The 18,128-nt window shown below is 63.0% G+C and carries 16 protein-coding genes; 9 read left to right on the top strand and 7 right to left on the bottom strand.

Translation table 11 applies throughout. The features are described from left to right. Window positions 1-34: 34 nt before the first annotated feature. The 6 genes from ABFP37_RS08770 to ABFP37_RS08745 all read right to left on the bottom strand — a co-directional run bounded on the left by ABFP37_RS08770 (window position 35) and on the right by ABFP37_RS08745 (window position 4,909). Window positions 35-361: a hypothetical protein gene (locus tag ABFP37_RS08770; RefSeq protein ID WP_347033294.1), complete on the bottom strand. Its 327-nt coding sequence runs from the start codon at window positions 359-361 to the stop codon at window positions 35-37. Continuing rightward, on the bottom strand, window positions 342-671 hold the full coding sequence (locus ABFP37_RS08765; RefSeq protein WP_347033293.1) for a hypothetical protein: 330 nt from the start codon (window positions 669-671) through the stop codon (window positions 342-344). The genes ABFP37_RS08770 and ABFP37_RS08765 overlap by 20 nt, the downstream gene beginning before the upstream one ends. A 250-nt stretch (window positions 672-921) precedes the next feature. After that, the gene (locus ABFP37_RS08760) at window positions 922-2,088 is read right to left on the bottom strand and encodes a DUF262 domain-containing protein (RefSeq protein WP_347033292.1); all 1,167 of its coding nucleotides are present in this window, start codon (window positions 2,086-2,088) and stop codon (window positions 922-924) included. Then, window positions 2,085-3,290, bottom strand: a complete 1,206-nt coding sequence (locus tag ABFP37_RS08755; RefSeq protein WP_347033291.1) for an adenine-specific methyltransferase EcoRI family protein — start codon at window positions 3,288-3,290, stop codon at window positions 2,085-2,087. The genes ABFP37_RS08760 and ABFP37_RS08755 overlap by 4 nt, the downstream gene beginning before the upstream one ends. 250 nt (window positions 3,291-3,540) lie before the next feature. Further along, window positions 3,541-4,557: an ATP-dependent DNA ligase gene (locus ABFP37_RS08750; protein ID WP_347033290.1), complete on the bottom strand. Its 1,017-nt coding sequence runs from the start codon at window positions 4,555-4,557 to the stop codon at window positions 3,541-3,543. Window positions 4,558-4,603: 46 nt separating this feature from the next. After that, a complete protein-coding gene (locus tag ABFP37_RS08745; protein WP_347033289.1) occupies window positions 4,604-4,909 on the bottom strand; it encodes a hypothetical protein in 306 nt (101 codons plus the stop codon). Between the two features lie 532 nt (window positions 4,910-5,441). On the opposite strand from ABFP37_RS08745, the gene ABFP37_RS08740 reads away from it, so the two are divergent. The 7 genes from ABFP37_RS08740 to ABFP37_RS08710 all read left to right on the top strand — a co-directional run bounded on the left by ABFP37_RS08740 (window position 5,442) and on the right by ABFP37_RS08710 (window position 14,750). After that, window positions 5,442-6,455: a DUF4192 domain-containing protein gene (locus ABFP37_RS08740; RefSeq protein ID WP_347033288.1), complete on the top strand. Its 1,014-nt coding sequence runs from the start codon at window positions 5,442-5,444 to the stop codon at window positions 6,453-6,455. 202 nt (window positions 6,456-6,657) lie between these two features. After that, on the top strand, window positions 6,658-6,813 hold the full coding sequence (locus ABFP37_RS08735) for a hypothetical protein (protein ID WP_347033287.1): 156 nt from the start codon (window positions 6,658-6,660) through the stop codon (window positions 6,811-6,813). Window positions 6,814-7,354: 541 nt separating this feature from the next. Then, window positions 7,355-8,263, top strand: coding sequence for a DNA-processing protein DprA (dprA, locus tag ABFP37_RS08730; RefSeq protein WP_347033286.1), 909 nt, complete (start codon window positions 7,355-7,357; stop codon window positions 8,261-8,263). Window positions 8,264-8,866: 603 nt separating this feature from the next. Next, window positions 8,867-9,991, top strand: coding sequence for a ParB/RepB/Spo0J family partition protein (locus ABFP37_RS08725; RefSeq protein ID WP_347033285.1), 1,125 nt, complete (start codon window positions 8,867-8,869; stop codon window positions 9,989-9,991). Then, complete coding sequence (locus ABFP37_RS08720) at window positions 9,876-11,048, top strand: tyrosine-type recombinase/integrase (protein ID WP_347033346.1); 1,173 nt, start codon at window positions 9,876-9,878, stop codon at window positions 11,046-11,048. Before ABFP37_RS08725 ends, ABFP37_RS08720 begins: the two co-directional genes overlap by 116 nt. Window positions 11,049-11,205: 157 nt before the next feature. After that, window positions 11,206-13,446 (top strand): site-specific integrase, encoded by a 2,241-nt coding sequence (locus tag ABFP37_RS08715; RefSeq protein ID WP_347033284.1) that lies wholly within the window; start codon window positions 11,206-11,208, stop codon window positions 13,444-13,446. Window positions 13,447-14,339: 893 nt separating this feature from the next. Beyond that, on the top strand, window positions 14,340-14,750 hold the full coding sequence (locus ABFP37_RS08710; RefSeq protein WP_347033283.1) for a hypothetical protein: 411 nt from the start codon (window positions 14,340-14,342) through the stop codon (window positions 14,748-14,750). 414 nt (window positions 14,751-15,164) lie between these two features. Here ABFP37_RS08710 and ABFP37_RS08705 read toward each other — a convergent pair whose 3' ends face one another. Further along, on the bottom strand, window positions 15,165-15,473 hold the full coding sequence (locus ABFP37_RS08705) for a hypothetical protein (protein WP_347033282.1): 309 nt from the start codon (window positions 15,471-15,473) through the stop codon (window positions 15,165-15,167). Between the two features lie 693 nt (window positions 15,474-16,166). On the opposite strand from ABFP37_RS08705, the gene mobC reads away from it, so the two are divergent. Together mobC and ABFP37_RS08695 are read left to right on the top strand one after the other, a co-directional pair. After that, window positions 16,167-16,559, top strand: coding sequence for a plasmid mobilization relaxosome protein MobC (mobC, locus tag ABFP37_RS08700; RefSeq protein WP_347033281.1), 393 nt, complete (start codon window positions 16,167-16,169; stop codon window positions 16,557-16,559). After that, window positions 16,559-18,118: a relaxase/mobilization nuclease domain-containing protein gene (locus tag ABFP37_RS08695; protein ID WP_347033280.1), complete on the top strand. Its 1,560-nt coding sequence runs from the start codon at window positions 16,559-16,561 to the stop codon at window positions 18,116-18,118. The genes mobC and ABFP37_RS08695 overlap by 1 nt, the downstream gene beginning before the upstream one ends. Window positions 18,119-18,128 lie beyond the last annotated feature (10 nt).

Here is an 18,128-nt window from a genome sequence, read left to right as displayed (position 1 = left end):
CAACGGCCCTGTGGGCTGTTCCGAAGCGGGGCGGCTATGCCGCGGCCGCACCCACGTCGGAAATGGCCGCGAGCAGCCACTGGTCTGACAACGGGTCGCGGCGCAGCTCGAACGTTCGCAGTGCCGAGGTCGAGGTCAGACGCACTTGAACCCTCCACATCTCGATGTCTACGAGGTTTCCGATACCGACCGGCGCCCGCTTGGCGGTGTTCCACCAGTCCGAGCGGATGAACCAGTGCACTGGTTCGGCGGCCACGGCCCAGATCCGGCCGTCGGACCTGACGGCCAGGGGAGTGCCGGCCGCGGTGAACCGGACCTGCACCGGCACGTTGAGGGGTTTGTCAGTTGCTGTTCTTGCCACGGGTCCGCTCTCCCAAATTTCTGTTCATCATGTCTTCCCGGCGGGTGACCGCCGAGCTCCACACCCAGGTCCGGTAGGTCACCGGGCCGTCCTTCCACGTCACTTCGGCCGCTTTCGCTGTCCAGGCGAACACTTCCCCGTCCACCAGCTCGGCGCAGTTCGGGAACCGGATCCACGCCTTGACCGGGATCCCCGGGTACCCGTTCTTGACCGGGAAGCGCTCGAAGTCGAGCTCTTCCATGGTCAGGCCGATCGGGCCGGCCCGCCGCGCGTACTGCGCCTGTAGGGCTGCAGCCTGCTCGGGTCCCATATCACAACCTTAGAACATATATTCGAAAAGACACGCCAAAGGATGGCGGCCAAGGTTGGCCGCCTGCTTTCCATGGTGGGGGAGGGGTACGACAAAGGGGCCGAGTTATACCCAATTGGGACAGGGCGTTTGAGCGGTGCGGAGGGCTCCACCTGCCCGCCCGTGGGCATAATCCGGTCCCCAAATGCCCCAGGCTCCCGTGAGCTGCATCGGAAGCAAACGACATACCAGAGGGCCTGGCTGGCTGTGGTTACCTGTTACCCTTGGCCCGGTTGTGTGTGACGCAAAGCATCTCGCAGTTACCAAGATCTGTTGCCCCGCCATTTGACCACGCCGTCACGTGGTCGGCTTCCATCTCGTTCTGTCTGTAGATCCGCAACCTATTGGCATTGTCGCCGATCGCACACAGCGGGCAGTTCGACACACCATTAGCGTTCGCCTTCTGGGTCTGCTGCTCATACGCGGCACGCTTTGTCTTGTCATCAAAGAGCCTGATGGCGAGCAGTTGCGGGTTGCTCTTTCCGCCCAGCAGGTACTCGTAGATTCCCTTGTTGTTATGCACGGCCAGGTCACCACGAAGCTGGTCAACATCAGCGTTGATCTGAGCAGCGTTGTATGCGCTGGAGTGATAAAGCTCGTACAGCTGACCCCATTCAAGGCCGCGCATCTCCTTGTCCGGCGGGCGAATGAAAATGCTGCCGACCCAGTCGATTACGGACGTGAAGTACGTTCTCAGACCATTGATATCGGCGTCCTGGCGGTGCTGTGCAAGGTAGGCGTCAATGCTCATGCCTTCAGCCGAGGCGACCCAGTAAAGCGCCGTCTCGAGAATCTGCTGTCTCTTGGGGTCGCCGTCTATGTAGGACTGCCACTTCTGCATGTTTGCGTTGTTTGAGTTGCTGTACTCGGCTTTGGCTTTGGTGACGAAGGGGCCCGAGTAGATTGCGTTAAGCAGCTCCTGCTTGTTAAGGGGTAAGCCAACGATGTTGATCGTCTGGAACCACGCCTTGATCTCGTCCTCGGTGCCGTCGCACTCATAGATGTCGAGCTGGGCACCCAGGATGGTGCGCTGCTGATCCTTGGTCAGCGATGTGAATGTCTGCTCTCTGCCGCCTACTTTGATGGCGAATTTGCCTGTGACGAAACGGCCGACGCTTGTGATTCGCTGCTGACCGTCGAGAATTTCGAGCGTCTGGCCCTCGACGTTGAAGTAGATCAGCCCGAGTGGGTACCCCTTGAGCAATGAGTCGATGACAGCGACGTCGCGCTTGCCGTCGTTGTAGATGTAGTTGCGCTGATATTCCGGCTGAATGACAAGCCGGCCCGACAGGCCGAAAAGACCCTTGCCCTCAAGCTCGTTGTAGACGAAACCCTCGAGGACTTCCTCCACGGTGTAGTGCTTGAGCTCGGTTTTCACGAGACGGCCTTCCGATGACGGATGAGGATTCGCTTGTATGCCGTGTGGTAATTCGGTTCAGTCAGCCCGAGACGTCGGTGCCCCGCACTATTGCCTCCGGTGCCGCCCTGCGCGTAGTAGGTCTTGACGAACTCGTCACCCAGGGTCTGGACACCGATCCGACGCAGCCCGTCCATGTCGTCGCCGTGCGCGAGGATCTCGAACTGGTCGGGGTTGTACTTGTCCAGGAAGGTGATCGGCACTCCCATGATCCCGTCGAAGTCGCTGGGAATCGAGTCGATCCACGGGACTTCGAGGGCCTCGGGGAAGTTGTAGTACCTCTGGTATCCGACGCCGCGGACGTCCTTGTGCTTGGAGAATCTGATGTTGTCATCGGTCGTCATCAGCTGCAGCGGCTCGTGCCGGCGGCCGTGGTCGATGTTTGTGAACCAGCACGCGTTGCCGAGCCTTGTGAAGTCGTGCTCGTCTGTCGGCGGGTAGCCGAGCCGTTCGGCCTTGAGACGATCTGACTCCTTGATCGTTGCTCCCTTGGGTACGCCGAAGACCATATCTGTGCTGTTGGCCGTCGCGCCCTTCCAGAGTCGGTTCTGCTGGATCAGAGGGAAGATCTCCATGTAAGTTGTGGCGTTGCTGTTCCCGATCACCGAGAAGGTCTTGCCGCCTTCGACGAGCCAGCCGACGAAGGCGCGGAACAGGCTGAACGGCGGATTGGTGATGATAATGTCGGCCTCGTCGCGCAGCGTGGTGACTTCGGTGCTGCGGAAGTCACCATCGCCGTCGAGGTACTCCCACTGCAGGTCGTCGATGTTGATGATGCCGTCGCCGTTGATGTCGTTGCGTTCGAGAACGAACTTCTTGCCATTGGCGTGCGTCTTGGTCGGGTCGAATTTCGGGTCGTCCAGCTCGAAGAGCGTGGGCTCGTAGGAGAACAGCGCCGGGTTACTGTCAGGGGCGTAGGAGGTCGAGATGAGCTTCTTCAGCCCGAAGTCGACGAAGTGCAGGGCAAAGAACTTCGCGAAGTTGCTCCACTCTGGGTCGTCACACGGCAGGAGCACGATCTTGTCGCGGAAGACGTCGGGGTCGAACTCGAGGTAGGCGTTCATTTCGCGCTCGATGTCGGCCCACTGCGTGTAGAACTCGTCGTTCTTCGCTGCCTTGGCCGCGTTGAGGCTTGAGGTCCTGTTCGCGGTCTGTGTCGTCATGCTCGTAAATACCCCGTTCGCCCGGCGTTGTTGCGCCGGAAGTGGGGCGCGTCTTGCCTGAACATCATATCGACGGGTGAGTACTTCGCCTGGCATGGTGGGGGCGCGGTCGGACCCTGAACCATCGATGCCTTGGTTAGGACCCGGGGGATAAGACTGGACCTGGTGCGCGGCGGGGCGTACGACTCCGTTACCGGAGGATGAATCTCAAAGCTGTCCACACTGGGTATTACCCGCCGCAGCGCCGTCGTCAGCGGTGCCTGTTGTTCAGTTCAGGGGGAAGCCTGACCTCTGCAGGGTCCAGCTCCGGCCTGACGCGCTTCCACGTGACGGGGTGACGGAAGGACGTGCCGGACCAGGCGACGTCGGCTGATACCTCGACCACGACTGGTTCGATAAGTGTCAGCCGCACGGGGCCTTTGTCCTTGCTGAATCTGTTCAGGGAGGACTCGCTGATCTCTTCGGGCCAGGGGTGCCCGGGTCCAGCGCGGTGGAGGTGCCGGCCGAGTTCACGTCCGGCCTTCGTGGACAGGGCCGTGGAGCGGCCGACAATCTTGAGTTCGCCGCCGATGGGCAGGCCGGCGATGATGGCCTGTGGTTGGGCCACGGACCCGATCACGGCCGCGCACACCACGTCCCAAAGATCCTTGTGCTTGAGCTTTAACCAGATCCTGGCGGCCTCGTAGGGCTGGGAGCCTTTGAACACGAGACCTTCGATTCCTGTCGCGGGAAGATCCCGCAGCCAAGTCTTCGCCAGGTCCATGTCCCTGGTGATGGGGGAGAGGTGCAACGGCGCCGCCCAGTCCCGGGCGAGCTCCTCGAGCAGCTGCCGGCGCCCGGTGAACGGCACACTCCGGGTGTCGTGCCCGGCGACGGCCAGGACATCGAAGGCCACGAATGAAGCGGGTAGCTCGTTGGCCAGGGCCGGAAGCGCGGCCCTGGAGGTGATCATGCGCTGCTGGAGCGCGTCGAAGTCCAGCCGGTTCCGGTTCCAAATGACGGTTTCACCATCCAGGATCACCCCGGGAGGCACCTGCTCCGCGAGGGCGGCAGCTGCGTCCGGCAGGATTCGGGTAAGTTCCTTGCCCTGTCTGGACCACAGCGTCACCTTGCCGCCGTCATTAAAGGCGGTAGTGCGGAAACCGTCCCATTTGGGTTCGGCGTTCAGACCGCCGGGTAGTGCGTTGGGGCCGGGGAAGGCCTTGACGAGTTTCGCCAGGGCAACCGCGACCGGTGGGTGCAGTGCCGGCGGAAGGGACTCGGCCATGGGCCCAGCCTAAAGGAGAAACCAGCACGAGCGTCCGTGCTGGCTTTTACTTGGCGGTAGGACCTTCCGTAGCAGCGTCCTCCGCGTCGACGCGGCGGAGTAATGCCGCCATGCTCCGCACAGCTGCCGGATCTTCCTGCCAGGGCTTCCCGCCCCGTGAGCAGGCATGAAAACCGGTGGCAGCTGACTCTTTCGCCGCCTCGGCGAGTTCGGCCCACGCCGCTTTCAGATCTGCCACCTGCTCAGGAGTCAACGGCTCCTGTTCCTTCGGCTCAATGGCCGCTGCGAAGGCGGGGCGACCAGCAGCCGTTGCCGGCTTGCGCCGACGGGCGAACCAGCTCCAGAGACCCATCGGCTTTCCCTTCGTATCAACACTCCAATGACCGCCCAGGACAAAGCAGAGGGCCGCAACCGGTGGGAATGGGCCCTCTGCCCTGGGTGTAAACATCCTGCTGCTTACGCCTTCGAGCATGCCACACCGGTAGTGATGGTGCATGCTCGCAGGGCTCGCACCCGTTTGGGCGTCCGCTGGCGCGGCCGGCTGTGGGGTCCAGGTGGCGCCGTCGCAGAGCTCCGGACCCCCTGGCCCCTGTGGTGTCTGCGACGCTTTTTGGCTGCTGTCCTGACGGATTGTACGTACCCGTTCCGGCCCCTCTAGCCCCTCCTACGTCGGGGCCTGCGCCCCGGAAATTCTTCTCCGGCGCTCCTTCGTCGCTTATTTCCTCCGAAGATTTCCCGGGTCTTGCCCTCACGGGTAGACGGGACTCCACGGGCACAGCTCCGCAAGCTTCGCCAGCAGCCAAAACAACGGGGGAGAGGGGACGCTGGCCGGTCACCTGAGCCGCCCCACCCACCAACCCTTTCGGCAAAAAAGGAGCAACACCATGAACGACTTCATCAAATTCACCGGCCCGGCCGACGTCCTGGCTTTCATTCCGCACACGCTGGGACAGACCCCCACGGAATCCTTTGTCGCCCTGACCATGCAGGGCAACAAGATCGGCGCGACCCTGCGCGTGGATGCCCCGTTCGGGCAGGATCCCGTCGGTTACGCCCAAACCATCGTCAGCTACCTGACCGCTGATGAGGCCGCCACCGGCAGCCTGCTGGTCATCTACACCGATGAGAGCACGATCGACGGCAGCAGCCCCTACGCCGGGCACGTGCAGGCACTGCGCACCGAACTGGCAACCGCCGGAATGCCCCTGCAGGACGCATGGCTGGTGACCTCGAAGCTGTGGCGGAACTACCACTGCACGGACCCCAATTGCTGCCCCGATGAGTCGCTGGACACCATCACCACCAGCAACGGCAACGCCGCCCTGATCTACCGGGGGAGCGCCGTGACCGGCTTCATCGCACCGGAACCCTTCACCGGAGACGAGACGGCCCGCGAGGCTATCGCCGCGCACAAGCCCGACGGCTGGCCCGAAGACCTCGAAGCCAGCCGTGCTGCCTGGGCCAGGGTGCTCGACGACCCCAAGAGCCTGACAACCCAGACAGCGCACCAGCTCGCAGGAGCGTTGCAGCACCCCACCATCCGGGACTACATGATGGGCGACATCGTCCCGCACGCGCCCGAGCAGTTCACCTCAGTCATGCTTGGTGTGTTCCCCACCCGCCCGGACTGGGTGCGCGTGGACAGGGCGCAGGAAGTCGCGTTCGAGCTGATGAAAGCCACCCCGGAAGGGCAGCGTGCCCCCATGTTGTGCCTGATCGGCTGGCTGGAATGGCTCAAAGGACAGTCCAGCTTCGCTGCCCGGTACTTCAAGCTCGCGCTGGAGGACACCGCCGGATACCGGCTGGCGGAACTGTTGGGCGAGCTGGTGAACCGCGGCCTGCTGGCAGACTGCAGCCGCGATCCGAAAAAGGCTTATGACCGCCGCCTGAGGCGTTAGCTTCGACAGGGCCGGACTCCACTACAAAAGGGGTCCGGCCCTCCCCGCGGATCTTCGCCGGGGTGCGCGGCGGCCTCCCCCGCCAGGGCTCCTCCGGCCGCGTAACGCTGCGCGGGCGCCGCGACTTCCAGCCCGCACGCAGGAACTGCCGATACTGTGAAAGGACACCGCCGTCCCGTACAGCAGCCAAGGAGTTCCGAGCGTGGCAGATCAATTCCGCATGACCGAGGACGATACCGTTGCCCCGGACGCGAGCCCCCTTGAAGACATCCTGGAACTGAGCCTGCTCACCGCAGGCCCAGCCACCACCGGACCAGTAGACCGGCCCAGAAAAGACCACCGACACTACGAGCTGTAAACGGAAGCAGCACTGACGCTGCATCGCAAGTTTCCTTTTTGCCGAGGAAAAACCGCGAAGGGCCGGCCACGTCATCGACGTGCCGGCCCTTCGCCATGTTCACCGGCGACTACATGCCGGCCACCAACGAGGCTCGCGGGGCTCGCCCCTGGTTTCCGCTGCGCTGCAACCAGTTGAAGGGCGTCCGCTGGCGCGGCCGGCTGTTGGGTCCAGTGCCGGCTCCGCAGGGCTCCGCCGTCCCTGGTCCTTTTGTGTCTACGACCGTTTTGGCTGCTGTCCTGACGGATTGTACGTGCCCGTTCCGGCCCCTCTAGCCCCTCCTGCGTCGGGGCCTGCGCCCCGAAAAAGTCTTCTCCGGCGCTCCTTCGTCGCTTATTTCCTCCGAAGATTTCCCGGGTCTTGCCCTGCGGGTAGACGGGCCTGCACGGGCACAGCTCCGCAAGCTTCGCCAGCAGCCAAAACAACGGGGGGAGAGGGGAAGCTGGCCGGTCACCTGAGCCGCCCCACCCACCAACCCTTTCGGCAAAAAAGGAGCAACACCATGAACGACCGCATTGCACGCGCAGCCCTGACCCGCCTGTTCGAACCAAACGACACCGTTGGACGGACCCTCGTGGGCAGGCTCGGCGCGTACGCCGCGCTGCGGCTCGCCACCGGCGCCCAACCCGCCCACACCCTTCCGCACGTGACGCCCGAGGAACTGGCCGACGCGCTGAAGCGCTGGGCGCCCCGCGTACCGGATCTGGACCCGGAAAAGGACCTGGCCACCATCGAACGCCTGGGCGGAGGTTTCCTGATCCCCGGCGATGAGCACTGGCCCACCGGTCTGGACGACCTCCCTGACGCGCCCCTAGGCCTCTGGTACCGGGGCACCATCGGGAACGGCATCCCCGACCCGTCCAACTGCGCGGCACTGGCCGGCTCACGGGACTGCACGAGCTACGGCGCGGCCGTCACCGGCGACATCGCCTACAGCCTGGCCCAGCGAGGAATCTGCGTCATCGCCGGACTCGCCTACGGCATCGACGCCCACGCCCACCGCGCCGCACTGGCCGGAAGCACCGGCAACGGCCCGGCCACCATCGCCGTCCTCGCCGGGGGACTGGACCGGGACTACCCGTCCGGAAACGCCGACCTCGCCGCCGCGATCCGCGCCAACGGGCTCACGCTCTCCGAGTTGCCCCCATCAGCCGCCCCTACCCGGGCAAGATTTTTGTACAGAAACCGCATCATTGCAGCCCTTGCCGGTGTCACGTGCGTCGTGGAGGCCCGCTGGCGCTCCGGTGCCCTGAACACCGCCCACCACGCCGAAACCATCGCCCGTCACGTCGCCGCCGTCCCCGGCAGCGTCCACAGCGCCAACTCCGCAGGATGCCACCGGCTCCTGAAAGAAGGAGGCGCGGCACTGGTGACTGACGCGGCCGAACTCACTGAACTGCTCGCCAGCTAAACCCACGGGGTGGCCGGTCTTTCGGGGCCGGTCACCGCGGGCGGTCCGCCGTCGTGGCTGGCTTGTCCTGTTGGTTGGCGGCGGCGGACCGCCCATCCCGCAGCCGCCAGGTGCCGGGCGGCGTCCGCCGGCGGCAAGGCAAAAGCTGGTGGTGTCGTTGGGTTGTCCGTGGTCCGGGGTGAAGGGCAGGCTCGCGGGGCTCGCCCTGGTTTCCACTGCGCTGCAACCAGTTGATGGGCGTCCGCTGGCGCGGCCGGCTGTTGGGCCCAGGTGGCGCCGTCGCAGAGCTCCGGACCCCCTGGCCCTGTGTTGTCTGCGACGCTTTTTGGCTGCTGTCCTGACGGATTGTACGTGTCCGCTCCGACCGGTCTAGCCCCTCCTTCGTCGGGGCCTGCGGTGCAGGAAATGTCCCTGCGGCGCTCCTTCGTCGCTGATTTCCTCCGGGAATTTCCCGCACCTTGCCCTCACGGGTAGACAGGCCTCCGTCGGCCACAGCTCCGCAAGCTTCGCCAGCAGCCAAAACAACGGGGGGGAGGGGACGCTGGCCGGTCACCTGAGCCGCCCCACCCACCAACCCTTTCGGCAAAAAAGGAGCAACACCATATGAATGCAGCACCCACGCTTGAAATGCTCGACCCGGCCACGCTGACGGTCGACGTCAATGTCCGGAAGGACGCCGCCCTGACACAGGATTTCGTAGCCAGCATCAAAGAACATGGCGTGATGGAACCGGTGATCGCACACCGCAAGGACGACGGGACCGTGCACGTGCTGATGGGCCAGCGCCGCACCCGCGCCGCCGTGGAAGCGCAGCGGCCCCTGATCCCGGTGATGATCATCGATTCCCCGGAGGAGGCCGAACGTATCGTGACGCAGGTGGTGGAGAACATTCAGCGCGCTGAACTGACCGAAGCGGACGAAGCGGACGCCTACCACCAGCTGTCCCTGATTGGTGTCTCGGCGGCCGCGATCGCGAAGAAGACTGGGCGCACCAAGACAACGGTGGAGTCCGCATTGAAGGCTAAGGCCTCCTACGCGGGAGCCGCCGCCCTGGGCAAAGGATGGAGCATCGAGGAGGCACTGATCATGGCGGAGTTTGAGCCAGATGAAGAGGCCTCGGCCGAGCTCGAGTCGGTCATCATGGACGAACCTGACCAGCTCCTGCACGTCGCGCAGCGGCTGCGGGACCGGCGCGAAAGCGCCGCCGCCCTCGCCGCACTGATCGCCGAACTGGAAGCCCAGGGAAAGACCATCGTGGAGGACGCCGGACACTACGCCGATGACGACAACCTCTACGTCACCGCCGCCAAAAGAGCTGACGGGGAACCGGCCACCGAGGATGACGCCAACGCCGTTCTGATCACCACGGGCTACCGGGGCCAGCACCGGACCCACTCAGTGATCGCGGGGTGGAAGGACACGGGCTTCGCCCCGAAATACGAACGCTACGACGGCGGCCGCCCAGCGCAGAAAGGCCCCATGACCGAGGAGCAAAAGGCCGAGCGCAAAACCCTGATTGAGAAGAATAAAGCGATGCTGTCCGTCCTGTTAACTGAACTTCGTCGTAGAGTCTGGATCAGGGTTCTCCGGAGAGGCGGTCCTCGTGGACGAAGTGCGGCTCAAACTGCTCGAGGGACAGATTGGCCTGCTGGCGGTAGGCGCGGTGGTCCCAAGAACGGAGGGCCTCTTGCCCTACGTCGTCATCGACGACAAGGGGCAAGAGATTGAGGATTTCTCATTGTTCCTCCGTGATCTCGTTCTGAGTGATATGAGCCCTTTGACCGTGCGCTCTTACAGCAATGACCTGCTCAGATGGTGGCGCATTCTTGGTCTGCTCGGCAATGGATGGGAGCAGGCGACTCGTGCGGAGGTCGAGGTCCTCGTGGGGTGGATGCGATCCGCGGTAAATCCTCAGCGGCGGGGAACCAGTAACCGGGGCAAGAACTCGCGCACAGGCAAGCGTCCCTTGGCCGGGGGCTATGCGCCGGCAACGATCAATCACGCCCTCTCGGTGATTTCGGCCTTCTACTCGTACCACGCACGCTTCGGTCGTGGACCGTTGATAAACCCGGTCCCTGAGGCTGCAGGGCGGAGACGCCTTGTTCATCGAGGCCGGATAGAAACAGTGCCACGGGCAAAACGGGCTCCTTTGCGTCAGAAGAAGTCTGAATGGCTGCCCCGTTCCATCCCGGATGACCTTTTCGACGATTTGATGGAGGCTCTGCGGACCAACCGGGATCGTGCCCTTGTGAGTATGTATGTTTCCTCAGGGGCTCGAGCGAGTGAGCTGCTCGGCGTCCACGGCGATCAGATCGACTGGGCCGGGCAACGTGTATGGGTGGTATCGAAAGGATCCCGTCTCCTGGAACCGGTGCCTGTCTCACCGGAATCCCTGCAGTATCTGACCATGTACTTCCAGGAGCACGGAACACCCAGGCCAGATGAACTGATCTGGCGAGCACTCCATGGCAGACCGCGGCCGTTGACGTATCACGCTGCTCGACGAATGCTGCAACGGGTGAATGTAGTGCTGGGCACGGACTGGTCACTGCATGATTTAAGACACACGACCATCAACCGCATGGTCTCGGACCCGAATCTGACCTTGCCTGAAATCATGGCCGTGAGCCGGCACCGACAAGTCTCCTCGATGGCTCCCTATCTAAGGCCTCGGGTCGAGGAGGTCTTCCAAAAAGTACAAGAACACATCGCATCTCCACGGCCCCAACCAACGCTGACCCCTGGCTACGACCCCGACGACTTCTCAGTGGTGTTCGGTGCCTAAGGCTCTGAAACGACCACAACAGCGGCCGATAAACGCAGCAGTTCCCGGCAGAACCCGGAACCAAACCGTCATCATCGCTGCTCCGGCGCCGAGACCAGAAATTCCTCCATGGCCTCGCGGTGATCTGGACACGGCAAGCCCCGAAAGTATCATCGCCTTGACCGACACGATATGGCGCCGCACGCAGCCACGTGAATCACTGCGCCATCAAGGGCTGAAATGGCTGCTGTCATATCTCGGGAGGCATTCCGGACGGACCTGGCAGGAGAAATGGATCTCCTCCGGGTTCAATGATGGTCACCGCAAAATACGTGAGCTGACCACGGGAAACTTCCGCCTTGACGGTGAACTCGGGCATTCACTGATGCTCCTGTGCTGTCTACGTGTCATTCGCCCTTCACTGGCAGCCTTCAAGATCAACTCGTTCTACCGCTACCACGAGCATTTTGAGCAAGCACAAAACGATCCCGATCTGGACCGCTTCCTGGCCCTCGTTGAACAACAGGACACATCAAGTCACTTCAAACGCTGCGCGCGGATGGACGTGGCTGCGGCGTTGACCACCCAGGGAATCCGGTTCGCCGACCTGAGCGCCGAGGCGTTGCTGCACTACGCCATAGCCACGCGCGAAGGCGGATGGGGCCGTGGCTACGAAACGCACGTCGGTTACCTTGCCTGGCGCGTGATGTCCGAATCCGGGCACTTTCCCGCCCAGGTCCCGCCAACTCTTCGCGGGGCAATGCGATCCCCGGCTCAGACGCCGGCTGAGCTGGTCGATAAACACAACATCACCAACCCGGACATCCGCGACGTCTTCGTTGCCTACCTGACCCGTCGCAGCCACGACATAGACTTCGCCACACTCCGGGACCTGGAAGAGGACATTTGCGGGAAGTTCTGGACGGGCCTCCAACAGATCAACCCCGGCCAGTCGAATTTCGTCATCTCTCAAGAGCACTACGAAAGCTGGCGGGCTGTGGTTGCCCTCCGCCGCGACGGAAAACCACGCCTGCAGCTCGAAGCCGTCATGACGAACATCAGGGCCTTCTATCTCGACCTGCAGGGCTGGGCGGCCGAAGAACCAGAACGCTGGGCCAGATGGGTAGCGCCTTGCCCGATCGCTGGCCGAGAAACGCGGACGCTGGGGAAAGCGACCCGCCGGGCAAAAGAACGCATGGACTCCAGAATCCGCCTCTTACAGCCAGTGCTGCCTGCATTTATAGCAGCTGCCACAGAACGGAAAGACCATTTCCAAGAACTTCTCAAAGTGGCCGGCGATACCCGAAAAGACGAGGTCATCACTGTCGGTGGGAAGCAGTATCAACGGCTATATACCGAAGGAGATGCCAGACACCGCCGCTTCCACGGAGTATCCAATGTCCGCGTGCTTGATCTAGCCGCCAACCGCAAGATCAACGTGACGTTCACTGAGGACGCCGTGTTTTGGCAGTGGGCGGCTGTTGAGACCTTGAGGCATACCGGCCTCCGGTGCGACGAACTCCTGGAACTGTCGCAACTGAGCATCCGTCAATACATCCGGCCCAACGGCGAAATCGTCGCACTCCTGGTCGTCGCTCCCTCAAAAAATGATCGGGAACGGGTCATCCCCATGAGCCCTGACCTTTTCCACGTCATCGCCACAATCATCCGGCGCCTGACTAGGAACAGGGAGAACGTGCCTCTGGCGACTCGATTCAACCCATCCGAAAGAGTCACTAGCGAGCCGCTGCCGTTCCTGTTTCAACGCACGATCGGACAACGCACCGAAGTGATCAACGCTGGAACGCTTCGTGATGAGCTGGCCAAGCTGAGTGACGCAGTCGCCATCGACCATCCCGAGCTGGGCGGTTGCCGCTTCACACCGCACGACTTCCGCCGCCTTCTGGCCACAGACCTGGTCAACAACGGCCTGCCCATCCACATCGGCGCCGCCCTCCTGGGACACCTTGATATCCAAACGACCCACGGCTACGTCACCGTCTTCCGCGAAGACGTCATTCGGCACTACCAAAAACACCTCAACGAGCGACGGGTATCGCGTCCAGCAAGAGAATACAAGACTCCAACCGAGACCGAATGGGCTGAATTCGAAGAACACTTCGACAAACGCAAAGTCGAGCTCGGCAACTGCGCCCGACCCTACGCCACCCCCTGCGAACACGAACACGCCTGCATCCGCTGCCCCATGCTCCAGGTTGACCCTGGCATGATCGATCGCCTCCAGGAGATTAAGATCGACCTCATCGCCCGACGGGAGCTGGCACAAACGAAAGGTTGGCTGGGCGAACTCGAAGGCATCGACCTCACCCTCCAATTCCTCGAAGAGAAACGCGCTGACGCGCAAAGATCCGCCCAGCATGGTTCCACCAATTTGGGTATTCCGGTCATTCGCGTCTGAACCGGAGCCGGTAGAGAAGGTTTTCCTATCTCTTTTGGTGATTGAGTGCTTTGCTGAACATGACGGGTCAGAAGAACCATCAACGGGGGAACTGTGGAACTTTGGCAATGGGCTTTGGTGATACTTGGCGGAGCGTCCGCAATTTTCGTCTTGGGTGCCATCGTCTGGGGTATCTGGGATGTTTTGGGGGACCCTCGCGTAGACCCAGCTTTTAGAATCGTCTGGGTGCTCGTGATGGCCTTCGTGCCCCTGTTCGGGATAGTTGCATGGCTCTACGCAAAGCCAAAGTTATCCCGCCCCTTCTGACGAACCTCTAGCGTGCCTTTTTCCCGCATGAGTTTGCAGTATGCCGCCTAGCAACACAGCAATCAGTGCCGCGATGCCGGAGATCATCAAAGGCCGAGCGAGCCAGTCCTGGTACACGAATGAATCGTCGATAGCAACGACATGTGAAACAGCGTTGCTGATCACCGCAGACGGGTAGAACGAAGCAACTGCGGGTATCCCGTAAGCGAGGAGGGGTCTAGTCCATTTCGGCCCTGACCAGCGCCCTGCCAACCACGCGGAGATAAGGGCTGCGACAGACCAACTGACGAAGGCCACCAGGTTGCCAATATTAGACCCGAACTGGAACGCGGAGTACGCGTCCCCTGGCCCCATTCCCGAGTTCATGGGCGCAACCAGGAAGTTGGAAATGAAGCCAACTAGCCATGCTGCAGTGGCTGCTGACCAGACCATCCATGAACCTTGTCGGCCAGCGGGTGGAGCGTATGTCTGAAAGCCATCGGTGGTCACCCTTTTCAATATAGCCAGGTGGTCGTCAAAACATACCGGGCGTGCCCTGTCGCTGAGGCCGCTCTTTGTGAGCCCTTGCAAAGTGCAGAGAAGCGCAGGTGGTACGCCGTGAATTCGTGACCGGCCTGCTGGCGAAGAAGCAGCCACCCAAGGGCTGGCAGTACTTCACCGTCCACGCGATTACGCACCACCCCGAAACGGCCAGCGGCTACGACGGCGAGGTGGCCGCTGAAATGGTCGGGGCGAAGGTTGACGAGGCCAAGACCTGGGCGTGGAACCCGCTCCGGACGCACGTGGCGACATCCACCGTACGGCCTGAATTCTCCCTGATCGCACTGATCTGCGCGGGGTATGAGAAAACGATCGCGAAGGACTCGTGGCGGTCCCCGTCCCAGACTCACAGGGACTACCTGAACCAACTGGTCCTTTGGGGATACAAGGCATCAACTGTTGAACAGCTGATCATCGACAGCGGCAAGCCAGCCGAGGAAGAAACCCAAGCGGCCTAAGGAACCCCTGCCGGGCGGAACACCACCGCCCGGCACGGGTTCCCCGCCAATCACCACGGCAGGGCCGGGAACCTCGCAAACGTCGGGCGGTCCGCCGCCCGGGGCGAACCACGGCAGCCACTCACCAGCGGCGGACCGCCATTAGGCGCGGCCTGGGCAGAAGCCCACCAGGGGTGCCGCGCCTATCAACGTGACGGGTACCCGGCGTCGTCCGGGTCGCGGTGTTTAAAAGCCGCCGGCAACGCACGGGCGCCTAACCAGTGCACCCTTCATGGGTGCGCTAGAGTGAATGAAAGATTTCCTTTTGCCGAAGGACAAAAAAGGACCGGAATGTTCCGGTCCTTTTTTGTGTGCAGCGGCTTTCAGTGGTGTCAGCGCTGTCGCTTGGGTTTCACCACTTTGTGGGTTGTAGGGTCACTGTTCGCTGAAGGATGTGCCAGATTCCTGGGCGGCATCCTGTTCGGATCCGACGAAGCGCTTTGTCGTCCGCCGGCGCTTTACCGCAGATGGTTCAAGGCCAAGTTTCTTCAGTTCCTCCGCGCTCCATCCATCCCGGGTGGCCTGCACGTAGGCGCGCTTGTCATCGCGTTCGGCCGCAACAAGCTGGTCCCGCAACTCGGTGATTCGCTGGCGGCTCTTCACCAGGGCAGTGACGGATTCAATGCGGGAGTCCAGCAGTGCGCGGGCCTGGTTTCGTGTCTGTTCAATGTCGAGGGTAGCCATGGGATCCAGCCTAACGATCATCCCGACACCGGCTCCGCCGGACGCGCCCATCCTGGCATGACATGTCCGAGGTAACCGGAGGATCTTGCGCCAGGAGATGGGCGTTCCGGGGATCACTGAACCAGTCCCGCAGATAGTCGTCAGAGTAGCTGACGGTTCGTGCTGTGAACTGGAAGTATTCAGGGCCGATGCCCCGCCGCCGCCACTGCCGAAGCTGCGTCGGGGAGACTCCGTATTGCCTGGCCACTGTGGTAGGTGAGATGAGAGCCAAAACTGTACCTTTCGCTTGCCCTATGCCGCGTTCCTTTCGGCACGCTTGCCGAAACTTGGCCGGTGAAGGAATTGGCCAGTTGGAGCGGCCGGACCGTGGAATACCGGAGCGGAGCGAGGATATGCCGCGAAAGCCGGCTGCGGAGACTTGCCAAGGAAGGACCGGGCAGTAGCCTCAACCAGCCGAAACGGAACGACGCAGTCGTTTTGAACAAGTGAGACGCGCAGCGTCCTGCAGGGCAGTGCCGGAGAACCACCAAAAGCACCGAATACGGGCGCAGGTGATTTTCCGGAGCAAGCTAGGGCGTTATGTGCCATAACCCGCGTGTTGATCCACGGCCTGCGGCCTTGGATGCGGCACACTCGTCAGTGTGGCCCGGATATTCCGGGGCGCTGCGCTGGGCATTGGGGGAGGGGACCGGGATGAGCGAAGAGCGGAAGTCTCCGCGCCAAATCTCCCGTCGCCGCCGCGCCAACATTGACGGCGACACCCAGTACGTTCGGGTGTCCATGTCGGAGTTCGAACGCGCGCAGTTGAAGGTCCTGGAGGAACGGACCGGGCGCAGCCCGTCGGAGATTCTGGTCAGCGCTGCCCTGTACGCGGAGAACTCCGAGTCGCTGGCTGAACGGCGGGCGATAGCCGTGGAATTCATTACGGCCCGCCGCTACCTCGCTGCCCTGTCAAACAACGTCAACCAGCTCGCCCGGCACGCGAACGCCACAGACGAATTCCCCGAAGCAGCCCGCACTGCCTTGACCCGGGTGCGGGCGGTCGCTGACCGCATCAATACGATGCTGGATTCGATGGTTCGCTGATGATCCCCAACATCACCAAGGGCACCCGCATGCACGGGCTCATCGCGTACCTTGCCGGTCCCGGCCGGGCGAACGAACACACCGACCCGCACCTTGTCGCGGGCTCACCGTCGATCATGGCCTGGCACAACGACGACGAACTGAACGCCGACGCCGCGCAGGCCATTGCCAAGGAATTGGACCGTGCCCGAAGCGTCCTGGGCGTGGAGATTCCCGGTGGCCATGTCTGGCACTGCTCCCTGTCGCTGCGCGCCGAGGAAGGCGACCTGACCGACGCGCAGTGGGCTGACATTGCGCAGGACTTCATGGACGAGATGGGGTTCACCGAAGCCAGCGGACGGGCGCCGGCCCAGTGGGTGGCGATCCGTCACGGCCACAGCAAAGCCGGAAACGACCACATCCACATCGCCGCGTCCATGGTCCGCGAGGACGGCACGAAGTGGAGCAGCTGGCGCGACTTCCCCCGGGCACAACAAGCCGCCCGGGAGCTGGAGAAGAAGTACGGCCTGGAAGAACTTTCACCCACGCATTCCACCCGTGGCCTCCGGCCGGGCGAACGTGAAGCCTCCGAACGGCGGGGAGCACCGGAACCGGAACGCCGGTCCCTGGAACGCAAAGTCCGCGCCTGCGCGACGTCCGCCCAGGATGAGGCCGAATTCATTCGACGCCTCCGCCGTACCGGTGCCCTGGTCAGGCCGCGGTACGCGTCCGGACGTGACGACGTCGTGGTCGGCTACAGCGTGGCAGAACGTCCAGCGAGAGGTGGCCGGCCTGTCTGGTTCGGGGGCGGTCACCTCGCCAAAGACCTTGCCCTGCCCAAGCTCCGTGCCGAGTGGCCTGACGGCCCACAGGGTGCCGCCGATGCGGTCGCAGAATGGCAGGCAGCTGCTCGTGGACGCCGCCCGGTCACGATCGGCCGCGAAGCCCACGAACCGGACCCGCACATGTGGGAGCAGTACAGCGACGAAGTTGCCCGGCTCCGCGAAACGCTGCGCTCCGTCCCGCTGGACGATCACGCGACCTGGGCGCACGCTGCCCGCGAGACATCCGGTGCCTTCGCAGCCTGGTCCACGGCAACCGAGGCAACGCCCGGACCACTCGCAGCAGCAGCCGACGAGCTGTCTAAGACAGCACAACTGCGGCGCTACCCAGTCCGCCCCATCCGCAGCGAAGGACCGTCTGCCCGCGGAGCCTCGCTCATGCTCATGGCAGCTTCGATGGGCGGCACCGGAACCGCCGCGCAGGCAATCATGCTGCGCCAGCTTCTCAACGTCGCAAAGGCCGTCCACGACATGCACAAGGCATCAAATGATGTGCGCCGAGCACGCCAGATCAGCCACATGGTGAAGCACCACCTGAGCCAGGTCGCGGCCGCACTACCCAGCGTCCCCGCGACCACGCCCACAGCGGATAGCGAAGCTGCCGCCGCGGTACGGGCGAGTGCAGCCGGCCAGGTTTCCGGTCGGCCCGCGGGCTCCGTGCTGCCGCCGAAATACGTGCAGGCACGCACCCACGCGAGCACCCGAAGCGGGAGTGCCCGCCCGGACATTGAGAGATAACACCAAGGAG

Origin of the sequence: Burkholderia sp. RS01 (genome assembly GCF_039748055.1) — a bacterium.
Lineage (GTDB): Bacteria > Actinomycetota > Actinomycetes > Actinomycetales > Micrococcaceae > Arthrobacter.
The sequence above is the reverse complement of the archived record's forward strand: the minus strand, read 5'-3'. Positions and strand labels throughout refer to the sequence as shown.